This is a genomic window from Methylocapsa palsarum, assembly GCF_900114285.1.
GTDB classification, from domain to species: domain Bacteria; phylum Pseudomonadota; class Alphaproteobacteria; order Rhizobiales; family Beijerinckiaceae; genus Methylocapsa; species Methylocapsa palsarum.
Map to the genome: position 1 here is coordinate 21,686 of NZ_FOSN01000011.1, position 16,867 is coordinate 38,552.

The window sequence follows — 16,867 nt, forward strand, 5'->3', positions numbered from 1 at the left end:
GCTGACAAGACGTCGCGGTGCAAGACGCCGCAGGATCCGAGCGGCCACTCATGAGGTTGCTTGCGGAGGAGGCGTCGTCCCCCGGGCCGCGGGCGGGCGACCCGTCGGACGTCGTCAGTCTGCTGCGGTCGCGCGCCGGCGACGACGAACGCGCCGGCTTTGTTTTCCTCAGCGACGGCGAGACGGAATCCGCGAGTTTAACGTTTGGACAACTCGACCTTCATGCGCGAGCCATCGCGGTCCGGTTGCTTGAAGCGGCCCGGCCGGGCGATCGCGCGCTTTTGCTCTATCCGCCCGGCCTTGATTTCATCTCGGCCTTCTTTGGTTGTCTTTATGCAGGGATCGTGGCGGTCCCCGCGTATCCGCCCTCGCGCCGGCGGCTTGAGGGCGCGCGCCCCATCGTTCAGGATTGCGCTCCGGCCCTCGTTCTGACAACCGAAGCATTGCGCGAAGAATATTCGCGGCTCGGCGCGCAAGCCTGGGCGCGCGAGGATCTCGTCTGGATTTCGACCGATCGGATGGACCTCGACGCGGCGGCGCTTTGGACGCCCTCGGACATCAGGCCCGACAGCATCGCCTTCCTGCAATATACATCCGGCTCAACCGGGAAGCCCAAGGGGGTGATGGTCAGCCACGGAAATCTGATCGCCAACGAGGCTGCCATCAAGGGCGCTTTTGCGCATGACAGCGCTCCCGTCGTCGTCGGCTGGCTTCCGCTCTATCACGACATGGGCCTCATCGGGAATGTCCTCCAGCCGCTTTACGCGGCCGGAACCGCAGTCCTGATGCCGCCACTCGCCTTCCTGGAAAAGCCGCTGCGCTGGCTCGAGGCGATCTCCGCTTATCGCGCACACACCAGCGGCGGGCCGAATTTCGCCTACGAACTATGCCTGCGCAAGATTTCTCCCAAGGACCGGCGCGGCCTCGATCTGACGAGTTGGGCGGTTGCGTTCAACGGGTCCGAACCTGTGCGGGCGTCGACCCTTGATCGCTTCGCCGCGGCTTTCGCCGAATGCGGATTCAGCAGCGCGTCTTTCTATCCCTGCTACGGGTTGGCCGAAGCAACCCTGTTCGTGAGCGGGCCCGCGCGAGGCTGCGCGCCGCATGTGGAGGGTTTCGACAAGGCGGCTCTGGCGCAAGGCGCGGCCGTCGTCGCGCCGGGGTCCGTCGAGGAAAGGACCGCTCTGGTCGGCTGCGGTCATGGCGCGCCGGGACACGAGGTGAAGATCGTTGATCCGGACACGCTCATCGATTGCGCGGAAGGGCGTGTCGGCGAAATCTGGCTGGCAGGTCCCAGCGTCGCGCAGGGATATTTCGGTCAGACCGCGTTGTCGGAGGAGGTATTCAGAGCGCGCGCCGCCGCGGGAGACGGGACGTTTTTGCGGACCGGCGATCTTGGTTTCAAGAGCGGCGCGTCCTTATTCATAGCCGGACGGATCAAGGACCTGATCATCGTCCGGGGGGCCAATTACTACGCCGCCGATTTTGAACGCGTCCTCGATCATGTCGAGGGGCTCCGTTCGGGCTGCAACGCCGCTTTCTCGGCCGACATCGGCGGAGAAGAAAAACTGATCCTCGTCGCGGAGGCGCAGCGCGATTCTTTCCGCTCGCGCGGGCCGGCATCCATTTTTCAGGCGATTCGAGAAGCCATCGCTAGCGAATACGATCTCGAAATTGGCGAAATCGTCCTGACAAATCCAGGCGCCGTCCCGAAAACCACCAGCGGCAAGGTCCGTCGCCGCGCTTGCCGCGAGGCCTATCTCGCCGGCGCGCTGCAGATCCTTGCGCGTCGCGGGATAGAGCCGGCGGCCGAAGGGCTTGAACCGGGTCAAGACTCATCCGGCCGCCCGCCGCAAAAATCCCCGCCGGAGATTATCGAACGCATTCTTCGGACGGAAGCCGCGCGACTCTTGCGATGCGCGGCGGCGCATATTCCCGCTTCGGCGAGTCTTGGCGAACTTGGCCTCGATTCGATGCGAGTGATCGAATTGAAGCATGCGGTGGAAGCGGCCTTGCCGATCAATCTGCCCCTCGCAATGCTGATGTCGGAAAAGCCCATCGGCGCGGTGGCTCTCGAGATCGCAGCGCTGGAATTCGCCGCTCCCGCGACCCGGTCAGCGACGCCTTCGCCGCCGCGCGAGGCGCAAGTCCAGTCGTCGCCGCGAGAGGCGCAAGACCTGTTCCCGCCGGGCGAGGCGCAAGACTTGTCGCAGACTCAACGCGCGCATTGGACCGCGCACAATCTCGACACGGAGAGCATTTCCTACAATTTGCATCTGGCGCTCGACGTCGCCGGAGATCTCGACTGCGATCGCCTTGTCGCGGCGATTGCGCGGGTCATGGAGCGTCACGAGCAATTGCGCGCGGTCTATCGTTTCGAGGACGGCGCGGTGCGCCAGTCCGCCGAACCGCTGGCGAATCTCCCGCAATGGTTCGCCTTCCTCGACGCGTCGGGCTGGACGGACGCCGCGGTGCAGGCGGATATGTCGCGGCGGACGCGGCGGCCCTTCGATCTCGAAAAAGGTCCGCTGGTGCGGCTCTCCGCCTATCGCCTTGCGCAAGATCGCATGAGGCTTCTGTTCTGCGCGCATCACATCGCCGTCGACCTGTGGTCGCTCGTGCTTCTCATCAAGGAGCTCGATGAAACCTATCACGACTTCGCCGCCGTCCAGGCGCCGCAAGGTCTCGGCTACGCCGATTTCACACGCTCGCAGCAAGCCTATCTCAAAAGTCCGCTTGCGGTCCGCGATTGGAATTATTGGCGCAGCCGTCTCGGCGGCCCGCTTCCGGTTCTGGCCCTGCCCGCCGATTTTCCCCTCCACACGGTCCACCAATACCGAGGCGGCTCGAAATCGCTTCGGCTCGGCCCCGACCTCACGACCAAGCTTCGGACGCTGGCCCGAAGTCAAGGCGTCAGCCTTTTCGCCGTCCTGCTCGCCGCCTATCAAGTCCTGCTGCAACGCTATAGCGGACAGGAGGAAATCGTCGTCGGCGTCCCCACCAGCGGCCGGCTCGAAAGCGGTTTTTCCGGCCTCATCGGCAATTTCGTCAATCCCGCGCCGATCCTCGGGCGCCCGCAGGCGGCGCAACCTTTCGCGGACTTCCTGCGCCAGCTCGGCGCGGACCTCCGCGAGGCGCTCATTCATCAAGCCTTTCCATTTCCTGAGCTGGTGGAGCGGCTTAAACCGGAACGTCACGGCGATCACTGGCCGGTTTTCCAGACTTCCTTCGCGTTTCAGCAGGCGCGCTCGGACCTGTCGCCGGGACTGGCGGCGCTGGCTTTGGGAGAGGAAGGCGATGCGTTTTCCTGGTGCGGCTGCGCGGCAGCGCCGCTTCCTCTCGCCGAGCGGGTCGAGAATTTTGATCTGAAGCTCATGGCGGCCGAGACGCAGGACGGGCTGATTTTTTCCTTTCAATACCGCGCCGACTTATTTTCGCCGGCGACGATTGCCCGTCTGTCCGATCATTTTTCGCGTTTGCTTGAGGCGCTTGTCGTTTCGCCGTCGGCCCGGATCGGGTCTTTGCCCTTGCTTTCGGAGAAGGAGCGGGCCGAGGCGATTTACGGCTTTAACGCGACGGCGGCAGCCTATCCGGGCGGCTGCCTGCACGAGCTTTTTTCGGCGCAGGCGCGACGACGCCCTGACGCCGTCGCCGTTTGTTTCGGCGAGCGGCGGCTGTCCTATGGCGCGCTCGACGCGCTGTCGAACCAGCTCGCCCATCGCCTGCGCGATGTGGGGATCGGCCCGGAGCGGGTGGTCGGGCTCTGCCTCGAGCGCTCGCTCGCCCTGGTGGTCGCGATCCTCGGCGTCTGGAAGGCGGGCGGCGCCTATCTGCCGCTCGATCCGACCTATCCGCGCGAACGGCTGGCGCTCATGGCGGGGGACGCAAAGCCTTCGCTGATCGTGACGACCGCGGCGCTTTCGGAGCTTTTGCCAGAGAGCGCGGCGCGGCTTTGTCTCGACGACGATTTCGCCGCCCTGGAAGAGATGCGGACCGACGCCCCGCCGTTTGCGGCGCTGCCGCAGAATCTCGCCTACGTCATCTATACGTCGGGGTCGACCGGGCGGCCGAAAGGCGTCGCCGTCGCCCATGGCGGCGTCGTCAACCGGCTGGCCTGGATGCAGGAGCGCTACCGGCTGGGCGAGGCTGACGCGGTGCTGCAAAAGACGCCGTTCGGGTTCGACGTCTCGGTGTGGGAGCTGATCTGGCCGCTTGTGAGCGGCGCCCGCCTGGTTCTGGCGCGGCCGGGGGAGCACGGCGATCCGGCGCATCTTGCCGAGGTCATCAGGCGCGAAAGGGTGAGCGTCGCGCATTTCGTGCCGGCGATGCTGCAGGCGTTCCTGCAGGCGTTCCCGGAGGCGCCGGATGTTCCGGCTCTGCCGGGCCTGCGTCATGTGATCTGCAGCGGAGAGGCGCTGTCCGTCCGCCTGCGCGACCAGTTTCACGCCCTCCAATCGGCGGAGCTGCATAATCTCTACGGCCCGACCGAGGCCTCGATCGACGTGACCGCCCATGCCTGCGCGCGGGCAAAAGAAGCGGGCGCAAAGGCCGAAGCCGGCGCAGAGGCGGGCGTTCCGATCGGGCGGCCGATCTGGAACACGCAGATTTATATCCTCGATGCGGCGCTGGAGCTTGCGCCGGTCGGGGTTGCGGGCGAGCTCTACATCGGCGGCGTCGGACTGGCGCGCGGCTATCTTGGCCGTCCCGATCTGACGGCGGAGCGGTTCGCGCCCGACCCGTTCGGGCCGCCCGGCGGGCGGCTTTACCGGACCGGGGATCTTTGCAGACGGCGGGCTGACGGCGAGATCGATTTTCTCGGGCGGATCGACCATCAGGTGAAGATCCGCGGCCATCGCATCGAGCTTGGCGAGATCGAGGCGGTTCTGGCCGATGCGGCGGGCGTGCGGCAGGCCGTCGCCGTTGTGAGGGCAGATTCCGCGCGCGACGATGCGGCGGGAAGCAAGACGCTGATCGCCTATGTCGCGGGCGAAGACGCGGCGGCGCTCGATCCGGCCCGGTTGCGGACTTATTTATCGGGGCGTCTGCCGGATTACATGGTTCCGTCCTTGTTTGTGCGGGTCGACGGGTTTGCGCTGACGCCAAGCGGCAAAATCGACCGCAACGCCTTGCCCGCCCCCGGCGTCTCGGGCGCGACATCAGGATACGCGCCTCCCCAAACCCCCGCCGAAGAGATTCTCGCGCGCATCTGGAGCGAGGTCCTTGGCCTCGAACAGGTCGGAACCCAGGACAATTTCTTCGCCCTCGGCGGCGATTCGATCCTCAGCATCCAGGTCGCAAGCCGGGCGCGCCAGAAAGGCTTCGAACTCACGCCGCGGCAGATCTTTCTCAATCCGTCGATTAGCGCCCTCGCCCCCCTGTTGCAGAAGTCCGTGGACAGTCCGCCCGGACAAACCGCCCTCGCAGCCGACAGCTTTTCACTTGCGGAACTTTCTTCCGAGCAAGTCGATGGTCTGAAAGCGGAATTTCCCGGCCTTGTTGATCTTTATCCCCTGACCTCGCTTCAGGAAGGGATGCTGTTCCACTCGCTACTCAATCCCGGCAGCGGGGTGTACGTCATGCAGGATCAATACGAAATCCGCGGCTCCGTTGACGTCGACGCCTTTCAGAAAGCCTGGCAAAGCACCGTCGACCGGCACGAAATTCTCCGTTCGGGGCTGGCGTGGCGGCAAATCGAAAAGCCGCATCAATTGGTCCGGAACGAAGCGGTGTTGCCTTTCTCGCTGTTTGATTGGCGCGATCTCTCGGACGACGAGCGGGAGGGCCGGCTAAACGAGATTCTGGCCGCCGAGCAGCGGGACGGCTTCGATCTCGAAAAGCCGCCGCTGATGCGAATTCGCCTGTTCCGGTTTGGCGAGGAACGATGGCGTTGCGTGCGCAGCCACCATCATATCCTGACAGATGAATGGTGCACCTCTCCACTCCTCATGGAGTTTCGCGACGCCTATGCGGCGCTGACCGAAAAGCGGCCATTGCCGCAACGCCCGGCTCCCCAGTTCAAAACCTATATCGGATGGCTGAAGCGCCAGGATCTCGCCTCCACGGAAGCGTTCTTTCGCACCTGCCTCGCCGGCTTTCGCGAACCGACTCCCCTGACCATCGAGCGCCGCGCGCCGGGCTCCGGCAGCGGCGCGGTGAGGGATGCGCAGGGATCGCTCAGCCGGGAACAGACCCTGGCGCTGCAAGGGATCGCCAGGCAGCATGGCCTCACGCCCAACACCTTGATTCAGGCGGCGTTCGCTTTGCTCATCGGGCGCTACGCCAACCGCCGCGAGGTCGTCTTTGGGATCACGGTTTCAGGCCGCCCCGCCGCGCTTCCCGGGATTGAAGAGACCCTCGGCCTCTTCATCAACACACTGCCGCTGCGGCTTGCTCTGCGTGACGAACAAAAAGTCTGCGACTGGTGGCGAGAGATTCAGGCGCGCAATCTCGAGGCGCGCCAATTCGAGCATGCGCCGCTCGTAGAGATCAAGGCCTGGAGCGACGTTCCGCAAGGCGCGGATCTGTTCCAGCATCTTTTTGTCTATGAAAACGCCCCGATCGACCGAAGCCTCCTCGAAGATCATTCCGTGCTCGACATGCGCTTCGCCGACAATCGGGTCCACACCAATTACCCGATCACGGCGACGATCATCCCGAATGAACGCCTCACGGTCCGCATCACCTACGACGCGGCGAAGTTCGAGAGCGCGTCCATCGACCGCATGCTTGGACATTTCCTGACCCTCATCGAATCCATGCTGGCGCGGCCGGATGCGCGCCTTGGAGAACTCGGGCTCGGCGGCCCCATCGAACGCCGCCGCGCGCTGGAGGAATGGAACGACGTCACATGCGCCTATCCCGCTCCCGCCGACTTCGTCGCCGGCTTCGAGGCCCAGGCGAACAAGAGTCCGGCGGCGCCGGCGGTTCGCTGCGGCGCGGCTTCGCTGTCCTATTCGGAGCTCGACCGGCGAGCCGACGAAGCCTCCAGGGGGTTGATCGCGCTCGGCGCAGGACCCGAGGTCATCGTCGCCGTCCTTGACCAACGCGGCATAGACTATCTTGTCATTTTGCTCGCGGTGCTGAAGGCGGGAGCGGTGTACCTGCCGCTGGATCCGCGGCATCCGCGTTTGCGGCGCCTGACGATCATCGAGGAAAGCGGCGCGGATCTCGTCGTATGCGGGCAGGCATGGCTCCCGGAGTTCGAACCTCGTCGCGCCGGCGCGGCAAAGGCCGTAACCCTTGCCGAAATCGAGGCGGCGGCCGCGGCGCGCGCGACGGAGAGTCGTTCCGTTCCTTGCGTCGAGGCGCGCAATCTCGCCTACATCATCTACACATCGGGTTCGACCGGATCGCCCAAGGGAGCGATGGTCGAACGGCTTGGAATGTTCAACAACCTGATGACGAAAATTCCGGCGCTCGGACTTGGTCCGGACGACGTCATCGCGCAGACGGCGCCGCAGGCATTCGACATTTCAGTCTGGCAGTTCCTCACCGCCCTCCTGTGCGGCGCCTGCGTCGACATTCTGCCCGACGCTGTGGCGCAGGATCCCGCGGCGTTGCGCTGCGCCCTTCGCGATCGGGGGATCACCATTCTCGAGAGCGTGCCCTCGATGATCGCCGCCATGCTCGATGGCCTCGAGTCGTCGGCGCGGCCGCAGCAGCTGCGCTGGCTGCTTCCCACCGGCGAAGCGCTGACGCCGGAACTCTGCCGCCGCTGGTTCGAGCATTATCCGGCGACGCCCATGCTGAACGCCTACGGCCCGGCCGAATGCGCCGACGATGTCGCGTATCATCGCATCGAGGCTGCTCCGGACGCCTCGGTCACAACAATTCCGATTGGACGGCCCGCGGCCAATCTGCGGCTGTATATTCTCGACCGATGCCTGCACCATTCTCCGGTCGGCGTTCCCGGGCAACTCGCTGTGGCCGGGATGGGCGTCGGTCGCGGCTATGCGGGCCGCCCCGATCTGACCGCGGCGTCCTTTGCGCCCGACCCCTTCGGCCCCCCGGGGGACCGTCTCTATCTGACCGGCGACATCGCGCGCTACCGCGACGATGGAACGATCGAATTTCTGGGCCGCAGCGACCACCAGGTGAAGATCCTCGGCCACCGGATCGAAATCGGCGAAATCGAGGCGCAGTTGGAGCGCCATCCGGACCTGAAGGAAGCCGCCGTGGCGGCTTGGCGGGAGGGCGGTGCCGGGGCGCGTCTCGTCGGCTATTTCGTTCCCCGGGAGCGGGGAGAAATACAACCAGAGGAACTGCGCGTATTCTTGCGAGAGCGGCTTCCCGACTACATGGTTCCGGCGATCTGGATCGAACTTGACGCCTTGCCGCTCAACCAGAACGGCAAGCTCGATCGTAATTCCCTGCCCGATCCGAAGCCGCGCGACATCGCTTCCTCCGACGCTCCCGCCTCCCCGACGGAGGAAATCGTGGCAGCAATCTGGGCCGGTCTGCTGGCGCGCGAACATCTTGCGCGCCAAGACAATTTTTTCGAACTCGGCGGGCATTCCCTGCTGGCGACCCAGGCGGTCGCGCGCATCAATCAAGCCTTCGCGATCGAAGCGCCGCTGCGCGCCATCTTCGAGGCGCCGACGATCGCAGCGTTGGCGGCTCGCATCGACATCGCCCGCGCGCAAGCTTTCGAGCCCGCAGCGCCGGTGCTCAAGGCGCCGCGCGATGCGCCGTCGCCCCTGTCCCACGCGCAAGAACGGCTTTGGTTCATGCAGCAGCTCGATCCCGGCAATCCCTTTTACCATTTCGCCGTGGCGGTCAGGGTCGCCGGACCGATCGACGCCGCAGCGCTCGAAGCCAGTCTTAACGCCATTGTTCAACGGCATGACTCGCTTCGGACGGTGTTCCAGGAAGAATACGGACGGGTGACTCAGCGGGTGCGCGCTGAAGAAAGGCTCACGCTCGCCAAAGAGGAACTGGAGGAAGCGACATCGGACGCCGCCTTCGCCGAGCTCCACCGCCGCCTGAACGCCAGGATCGCCGAACCCTTCGATCTCGAACACGGCCCGCTCATGAGAGCGCGGCTTTATCGAATTTCGCCGGCGCGTGACGGCGCGGCGCCGGTTTGCGCCGTTCTGCTTTGCTTTCATCACATCGTCTTCGACGGCTGGTCGTTCGGCGTCTTTCTGAAGGAATTCGCCGCGCTTTATCCGGCTTTCGCCACTGGCGGCGCGCCGTCATTGGAGCCGGTCGCGCATCAATATCCCGACTACGCAGTCTGGCAACGCAAGCAAATGGAAAGCGACATTCCGGCGCGTCAGCTCGACTACTGGATGACGCAGCTCACGGGGGCGCCGCCCACTCTGGACCTGCCATTTGATCAACCGCGAGGCGATGGCGCAGGCGACGCCGCCGCGACGCATGATCTCGACCTCGGCGCGTTGCGGGACGCCTTCGACACATTCAACAGGAAGCATGCCGTCACCCCGTTCATGACGATGTTGTCTGTCCTCGCGACGTTCCTGCACGCGCTCACCGGCGCCGATGATCTTGTCGTCGGCGCCGACGTCGCCAACCGGCGGCGCCGGGAGTTCGAGCCCATCGTCGGATTTTTCATCAACCTCGTCGCATTGCGGATCAGGCTTGCCCGCGACCCGAGCTTCACTCAGATTCTCGCCCGCGTGCGCCATGTGGTGCTCGGAGCGTATGATCATCAAGAGCTCCCCTTTGCAAAACTGGTCGAGGCGCTGAAACCCGAACGCAGTCCGTTTCACGCGCCGGTGTTTCAGGTCAAGCTGGTGTTCCACAACGTTCCGTTGGCCGAATTGTCCCTGCCCGGCCTGACCTTCGAAGCTATCCCTCTGGAGCCCGCCCGCGCCGAGCTCGACCTCGTTCTGCACGTCTACGAAGATGGGAAAGGATTGCGCGTCGTTTTCGAATACCGCTCCGGCTTGTTCGCGGCGGAGAGCATCGCGCGGTTCTCGGAACTGTTTCAGCTCCTTCTAACCCGCGTCCTTGCTGAGCCGAGCCTCGACTTGAAAGCGCTTGCCGGCATCGTCGAAGAGCGCGACCGGGCGCTGCGGAGCGAGGCCCGCGCCGGCCGGGCGGCCAGTCTGACCGATCATCTGCGCGTCGCCAAACGCAGGGCGGCGCCGGCGGGCGGGAAATGACGGAAATGAAATCCAGGCAGAAATCTGGAGCGCTCCCAAAGTCTGGAGCGCTTCTATGTGTGAAGGCGGGGCGCCCGGCGCATCGAGACAACATGGCGTTATCCCCAAAAGCCCGACGGACAGGTCCATCATGTTGCAGGCGATCAACCTCACAAAGCGATATCAAAATGTCCTTGCGCTCGACTCTCTCAATCTCGAGGTCCGCGCGGGCGAAATCTTCTGTCTACTTGGGGCGAATGGCGCGGGCAAGACGACGACCCTCCACCTGTTCCTGCATTTCATCGCGCAAACCTCGGGCCGCGCCCTCGTCGACCAGGTCGATGTTGCAGATGATCCCCTGCGCGCCCGCCGCGTCATCGCCTATCTTCCCGAGCAGGTGATGCTGTATCCAAACCTCACCGGCGCGGAGAATCTTGATTATTTCAGCCGCCTCGCCGGCCACCGCTATACGACGTCTGAACTGCGCGCGCTTCTTGCGCGGTGCGGCCTGCAGGCGGACGCGATCGACCATCGGCTGGGGAGCTATTCGAAGGGGATGCGCCAGAAGGTCGGGCTGTCCATCGCGCTCGCCAAACAGGCGAAGGCGCTGCTCCTCGACGAACCGACCTCGGGACTGGATCCTCAGGCCGCGCATGAACTCTCCGTGACGCTCGCCGATCTCGCGCGCTCCGGAATGGCGGTGCTGATGGCGACGCACGACCTCTTTCGCGTCAAGGAGACGGGGACCCGCGCCGGGATCATGCGGCGGGGACGTCTCGTCGCCGTCGTCGAGACCGCCAATCTTCAGGCGGCGGATCTCGAGCGGCTTTATCTCGACCATATGAGCTCTCCCGAGGTCGCCGCATGATCCAGGTGATCGCCGCTAAAGAATTTCTCGAACTGCGCCGCGACCGGCGTTTCGTCGTCGCTGCGCTGATCCTTTCGCTCGCGCTGCTCGTCGGCGGCGCCTTCGGGGCGGCGAATTTTCTCGACCTGCGGCGCCAGGCCGAAGCCGCCGGCCATAACGAGCGCCAACGCTGGCTCGACCAAGGCGACAAGCACCCGCATGGGGCGGCGCACTACGGCGTTTTCGCGTTCAAATCGCCGCGGCCTCTGGCCATGATCGACACCGGCCTGCAGCCCTATGTCGGCAGCCTCGTCTGGCTCGAGGCGCACAAGCAGAACGAGATGCTGTACCGGCCCGCCGAGGACGCCACCGCGCTTCAGCGGTTCGGCGATCTGACGCCCGCGATCGTCGCCCAGACCCTGATTCCGCTGCTCATTGTCTTCCTCGCCTATGGCTCCTTTTCCCGCGAACGGGAGCTCGGAACCCTGGCGCAACTCACCAGCCTCGGCGTGCGCTCGTCCGATCTGCTGCTCGGCAAGGCGGCAGGCGCAGCCGGCGCGCTGTCGCCGATCCTTCTGCCCGCTTTTGTCTTTTCGCTGGCTGTGATCGCGGCCGTGACACCGTCGGCGCTGCTGTGGGACGAGCTTGCGCGATTCTTGATCCTCGCGCTGATCTACAGCGCCTATTTCGCAATTTTCATCTTCGTCGCCCTGGCGGTTTCGGCCTGGCGGCGCTCCTCGGCGGCGGCGCTCGCAATCCTGCTCGTGTTCTGGGCGCTGACGACGCTGGTCGCGCCCCGCGTCCTTTCCGATTGGGCGAGGGCCGCTTACCCCACCGACCCGGCGATCGAATTGAAACAGGCGCTTGAATCCTCGCTTGCCGCCGTCGAGGCCCGCAGCCGGGAGGACGCCCGCAAGGATCTCGTCGAAAAATACGGCGTCGCCAAGGTAGAGGACCTTCCATTCGCCTTTGAAGGCGCCGCCCTGCAGGCGGAGGAAGAATCCGCTTATGGCGTCTTCGAGCGTCATTACGCCGAGTTCTTCGACGTTTTGCGTTGGCAGAATCTTTTCTACCAGTTTGGCGCCTTGCTCTCGCCACTGACCGCCGTGCAGCTCAGCTCCATGGCGCTCGCCGGCAATGATCTGGAACAGCATCGCGATTTTGTTCTTCAGGCCGAGGCGAACCGGCGCGTCATTCACACCATGATCAACGATTACATCCTGAAGCACGGCGTGCGCGACGCCGACGGCCAATGGGGTGCCTCGGCCGGGCGGGAACTCTGGCAGGAAATCCCGCCCTTCGACTACCGCCCGAACGCGTGGTCCGCCGCGCTTGCAGAATACGGAGCGGGCCTTGGCTTGCTCGGATTGTGGCTGCTGTGCGCGCTGGCCGCGGCGTTTCGCGCCGCCGCCTCAATCAAAGCTGTCTGATGGGCTGATCGATATGACCATACTGGACCTCGGCGCGCTGGAATGGCGCCGCATCCGCCGGGACGCCGTGTTGTGGGCTGCACTGCTGTTTGGCGTACTCGCGCTGGGCTTTGGTCTGAGCAACGGCCTCGCATGGCGAAAATTTCAGGAGCGCGCCATCGAAAGGGCCGGATCGATCGGCGCGGCGCGGATCGCCGAGGCGAAGACGAAAGCCGCTGAACTCAACGCGAACCCCGCCGAAGAGGTCGATTTCTGGATCGACCCGCGCTCGGGCATCGGGTTCGAAGGCGCGTACCTTCGGCTGCATGACTGCCTCGCGCCAGCGCCGCTCGCCGCGCTCGCGGTCGGCCAGAGCGATCTCCTTCCCTATTGCGTGCGGGTTGCCGTCGGCCCTTGGCCTGCGTTCCTGCCGAGCTATGAATGGGAAAACCCGTTGCGGCTGCTGCTGGGGCGCTTCGACTGCGCCTACGTGATCATTTATCTGCTTCCCTTGCTCGCTTTGCTGGCGTCCTTCAACCTTCTGTCGCGCGAACGCGAACAGGGTACGCTTCCCCTCTTGTTGTCCTGTCCCGTTCCGCTGCGCCTGTGGCTCGGAGTCGGCTCTCTGCTGCGCGCCGCGATAATCCTTGGCGGCGCGGCGGCGGCGGTGGTCGTCGGGCTGTTCCTTGCCGGGTTCGACCCCGGCGCGTCCGGCGCGGCGCTTCATCTTGGCCTATGGCTCGCGCTCGTCGTCGCGTATGGCGGGTTCTGGTTCGCGCTTGCATTCTTGGTCAACGCCTGCCGCCTGCGTTCGGAGACCAATGCCCTTATCCTCGTCAGCGCGTGGCTCGCGCTCGTGATCATCGTCCCGGCGGGACTGAACCTTGCCCTGAAACAGCTCTATCCGGCGCCCTCCCGTGTCGAGTTTCTCGATTCGCTCCGCCGCGCGACAGCCGAGTCGGAACAGCGCGGCGGCGCGTTGCTGCAGAAATATCTCCAGGACCATCCGGACCTCGCGCCCGGAGACAAGGCCGAGAATCAAAACGGGTTTGTCACGACTCTGCTCGCCGTCAACGCCGAAACCAGCCGACTGCTCGAACCGGAAAAACAGCGATTCCGAGAACAGAACGAGAGGCAACTGGCGGCGATTGAATGGCTGAGGTTCGCATCGCCCGCTCTCCTCTTTCAGCATGAGGCAAACGCCTTGAGCGGCAATGACCAGGCGCGGAGGCTGCGTTACCTCGATTCCGTCGAAGGGCATCGGAATGCAGTGAAGAGTTTCCTCGATCCACACTTCGCCAGCGACGAGCATTTTGACGGCTATGACGACATTCCCGCCTTCGCATACCAGGACATCCCCGCCACAAAACTTGCTCGTCACGCTGCCGTCGGCCTCCTCCAGTTAGCCGCTCTGGACATCGCGTTATGCGCCGCCGGCTGGGTCTTGCTGAGCCGTCCGGAACTCGACTAGAGCGATTTCGAGCAGAAAGGATCTGTCTGATGGGAAATCGTCGCAAGACTTTGAGCAGCAATGGCGTGTCTCTGGAAGCGCCCGGGTCCGCCCGTTATAGAGTCAGACTGCCGATTTAGCGAAGGAAACGCCCATGAATATGCTCACGCGGCCGCTGGACGGCCCCCGTCCGGCGGATAATCCTGGCGCCGCCTACCGGATGATCTGGCGTTGGCATTTTTATGCGGGCCTCTTCTGCCTGCCGTTCGTGGCCATCTTGTGCGTCACCGGCGCGATCTATCTGTTCCAGCCGCATATCGACGCCTGGTTCGATCGCGGCTTCGACCATCTCGCGCTCTCCGAGGCGCCGCGGCCGCTCGATGAGCAGGTCGCGGCGGCGCAGGCGTCCAATCCCGCAGCGCGTCTCGCAGCGCTGGAGTTTCGCGAGGATCGCACGGATGCGGCGCGCGTCGATCTCATGACCGCCGAGGGACATGGGCTGCGAGTGATGGTCCGGCCGGACACGCTTGATATTCTCGACACGACGGATTGGAAAAACCGCTTCACGCAAGTCGTGCGGGATATCCATGGCTCCCTTTTGCTCGGCCAATCGGGCGCGATCGCGGTTGAACTCGCCGGGGCCTGGGCGATCGTCATGGTGCTGACAGGGCTCTATCTCTGGTGGCCCCGCGGAAGCGGACTCGCCGGTGTTTTATACCCTCGCCTCGGCGGCCGTAGATTTCTACGCGACCTCCACGCCGTCACGGGTCTTTATCTGTCGCTGTTCGCCTTGTTTTTTTTGATTTCGGCGCTGCCCTGGACACCGATCTGGGGGAAGACCTTCGAACATATTCGGAGCATCGGCAAGGCGGCGCAGGCGGAACAGGATTGGACGGCCGGTCCCGAGTCCGAAGAGGCGAAGCGCCTCGACGCCTATAACCGCGCTCCTCCCGCGCCGGCGGAGGCCGGGTCCGGCGGGCCGCATGCGGGGCATTTAGGGTACGGAAGCCAATCGGCGCAGGAGGGGGCGCCAGCGGCCTCCGTAAAAGGTTTTGATCGCCTTTATCCGATCGCGGCCGCGCTTCATCTCGCGCCGCCGGTGCTGATCACGCCGCCATCGTCGGAAAGCCCCAACTGGGCAGTGCAGTCGACCTCTCTGAATTTCACCGCACGCGAATCGTTCGAATTTGACCCAAAGACCTTGCGCATGGTGAAAAAGGATGGTTTTTCAGAGCATGGCTTGCTCGACAAGACCATCGACGTCGGCATCGCGGCGCACCAGGGCCAGCTCTTCGGCTGGTTCAATCAACTGCTCGGACTTTTGACGGCGGCGGGCTATCTCATGCTCGTCGTCACGTCCACATTGATGTGGTGGCGCCGCCGCCCGACAGGTTCGCTCGGGGCGCCGCCAGCCCTGACGCGGGCGCCGAAGCTGGCGCCGTTCCTGCTCGGCCTTATCGTCCTGCTCGGTCTGCTTCTGCCGACGCTCGGACTGTCTCTCGTCGCGATCCTGGCCGGGGAGCTGGCGATCCGCCGCTTTGCGCCCGGCGCAAGCCGCTGGCTCGGACTTGTCCCCTTGAGGAATCGCTCAGCTGATTGATCGATGCGCCATACGGCCAGCCATTGTTCGGGACCGGAGCTCAGACAAACCGCTCCCATTTTCAAGTCGGAGGACGTTCCACAATGAACGTATGCTGACTCGCAACTCAAAAAGTCTGATGCTCTTTTAGCGTGAGTGAGTCAGGTTTTTGCGCCGATAAACGTGTTAACTCACGCGTGGCGACACCGCCGTCGCAATCTACATGTCCTCAACCGATGATGATTAAAGGAGGATCAGTATGCTTCGGCTACTGTCAAAAATAATTGTTGTCTCAGGAATGCTTGTCGCGTCGGCTCTGCTAAGCGGCGGCGCCAACGCACATGAGTGTCGAAATCTGTGGCAGCCAACCGTCACGACGCCGCCTGCGCCAGGGGCATACTTCATTTGTGTCGGCTTCTCGCACGAGGATCCGTCGCAGGGCTATCCTGGCGAGGGAAAGAAAAACAACATTGATTTCTTCCCGCTTTGGGTATTCGGCCCCGGTGATAATGACTTCAATTCTCTAGACGTCAGCGTAGGCGACGTCGTCGAAGTCAAAGCGACGATTTATTACCTGAACAGCAATTACAACGGGGTGACGGAAGATTCAGATCCTCCCCCGGGCTACTTCTTCACAACACCCGGCGGCTTTGAAGCGCCGATCCCGATCTGCGATGATGACAAGTACGACAATCGCAACAAAAATCGCTGCAGGAGTTTCAAGAAGGAGCTGCAACTCACCAATAAAGTCTTTAGCGAAGATTGGTGGAGCTACCGGGACCGTGTCGATTTCGTGACGCCATTTCCGGGAACATATGCCTTCGTCCTCTCCGGCAAGCTAAAAAGAAAGGGACAACAGGCTATTGAATTCCATAGCAAATGGGTTTCAGAATCCCCGCGAATTCCCTATGGCCCGTTCTGGAATCCCACCGGTGCCCACCACGGCGATCCGAGTTTTTACGTCAAGGCTCCGGAGTTCTGGTTCTCTGGCGTCGCTCCGGCTGGCACTCGGGCCGCCGACATGCACAGCCCATCGCCTCGTCCTCAATCCGCTTTAAAGGCCTTGCTCAACGGAAACTGAACTTTTCCGGAAAGCTTCGCCTTCGTCGCTCTGCGCCTCTCCTGGCGGCCTCCAGCCATTTGGAGGGGCGTTTTTGCGTGAAGCCTCTTAAGGCAAGCCCCGGCGAGATCCGCCTCGATTTCGAGGCGCCGACAAAGGAATTGCGCGCCCGCGCCGCGCTCAAAATAATTTCACGATAATTCACGCCAGATGTCAGGTTTGCCCGCGGTCATCCGTCATCAGAGATTGGAGGTTCGTCCGCGTCGCTTTCAGCGATCCATGGACCGGGGGGAGGGTGCGCTGCGCTTGAAATCAATTCCGGCCCCATCGCCGTCTGGCGGCGGACGCGACGAGTTTCGCGCAGCGGTTCCCGCCCCATCCGATCGTCTCGATCCGCCGCCGCGGCGACCGGGTCA

The 16,867-nt window shown here is 63.8% G+C and carries 6 protein-coding genes; all 6 read left to right on the forward strand.

Going from position 1 to position 16,867, the window contains the following annotated elements; genetic code table 11:
• Positions 1–50: 50 nt before the first annotated feature.
• The 6 genes from BM177_RS12795 to BM177_RS12820 all read left to right on the forward strand — a co-directional run bounded on the left by BM177_RS12795 (position 51) and on the right by BM177_RS12820 (position 16,472).
• On the forward strand, positions 51–10,127 hold the full coding sequence (locus BM177_RS12795) for a non-ribosomal peptide synthetase (protein ID WP_091683036.1): 10,077 nt from the start codon (positions 51–53) through the stop codon (positions 10,125–10,127).
• A 130-nt stretch (positions 10,128–10,257) separates the two neighbouring features.
• Positions 10,258–10,974: an ABC transporter ATP-binding protein gene (locus BM177_RS12800; RefSeq protein ID WP_091683038.1), complete on the forward strand. Its 717-nt coding sequence runs from the start codon at positions 10,258–10,260 to the stop codon at positions 10,972–10,974.
• Entirely contained in the window at positions 10,971–12,383 is a 1,413-nt protein-coding gene (locus BM177_RS12805; protein ID WP_091683040.1) for an ABC transporter permease subunit, read from the forward strand. Before BM177_RS12800 ends, BM177_RS12805 begins: the two co-directional genes overlap by 4 nt.
• A gap of 13 nt (positions 12,384–12,396) precedes the next feature.
• Positions 12,397–13,833: a DUF3526 domain-containing protein gene (locus BM177_RS12810; protein WP_091683043.1), complete on the forward strand. Its 1,437-nt coding sequence runs from the start codon at positions 12,397–12,399 to the stop codon at positions 13,831–13,833.
• A 133-nt stretch (positions 13,834–13,966) separates the two neighbouring features.
• Positions 13,967–15,412: a PepSY-associated TM helix domain-containing protein gene (locus BM177_RS12815; protein ID WP_091683045.1), complete on the forward strand. Its 1,446-nt coding sequence runs from the start codon at positions 13,967–13,969 to the stop codon at positions 15,410–15,412.
• 238 nt (positions 15,413–15,650) lie between these two features.
• Positions 15,651–16,472: a hypothetical protein gene (locus tag BM177_RS12820; RefSeq protein WP_139223613.1), complete on the forward strand. Its 822-nt coding sequence runs from the start codon at positions 15,651–15,653 to the stop codon at positions 16,470–16,472.
• Positions 16,473–16,867: the final 395 nt, after the last annotated feature.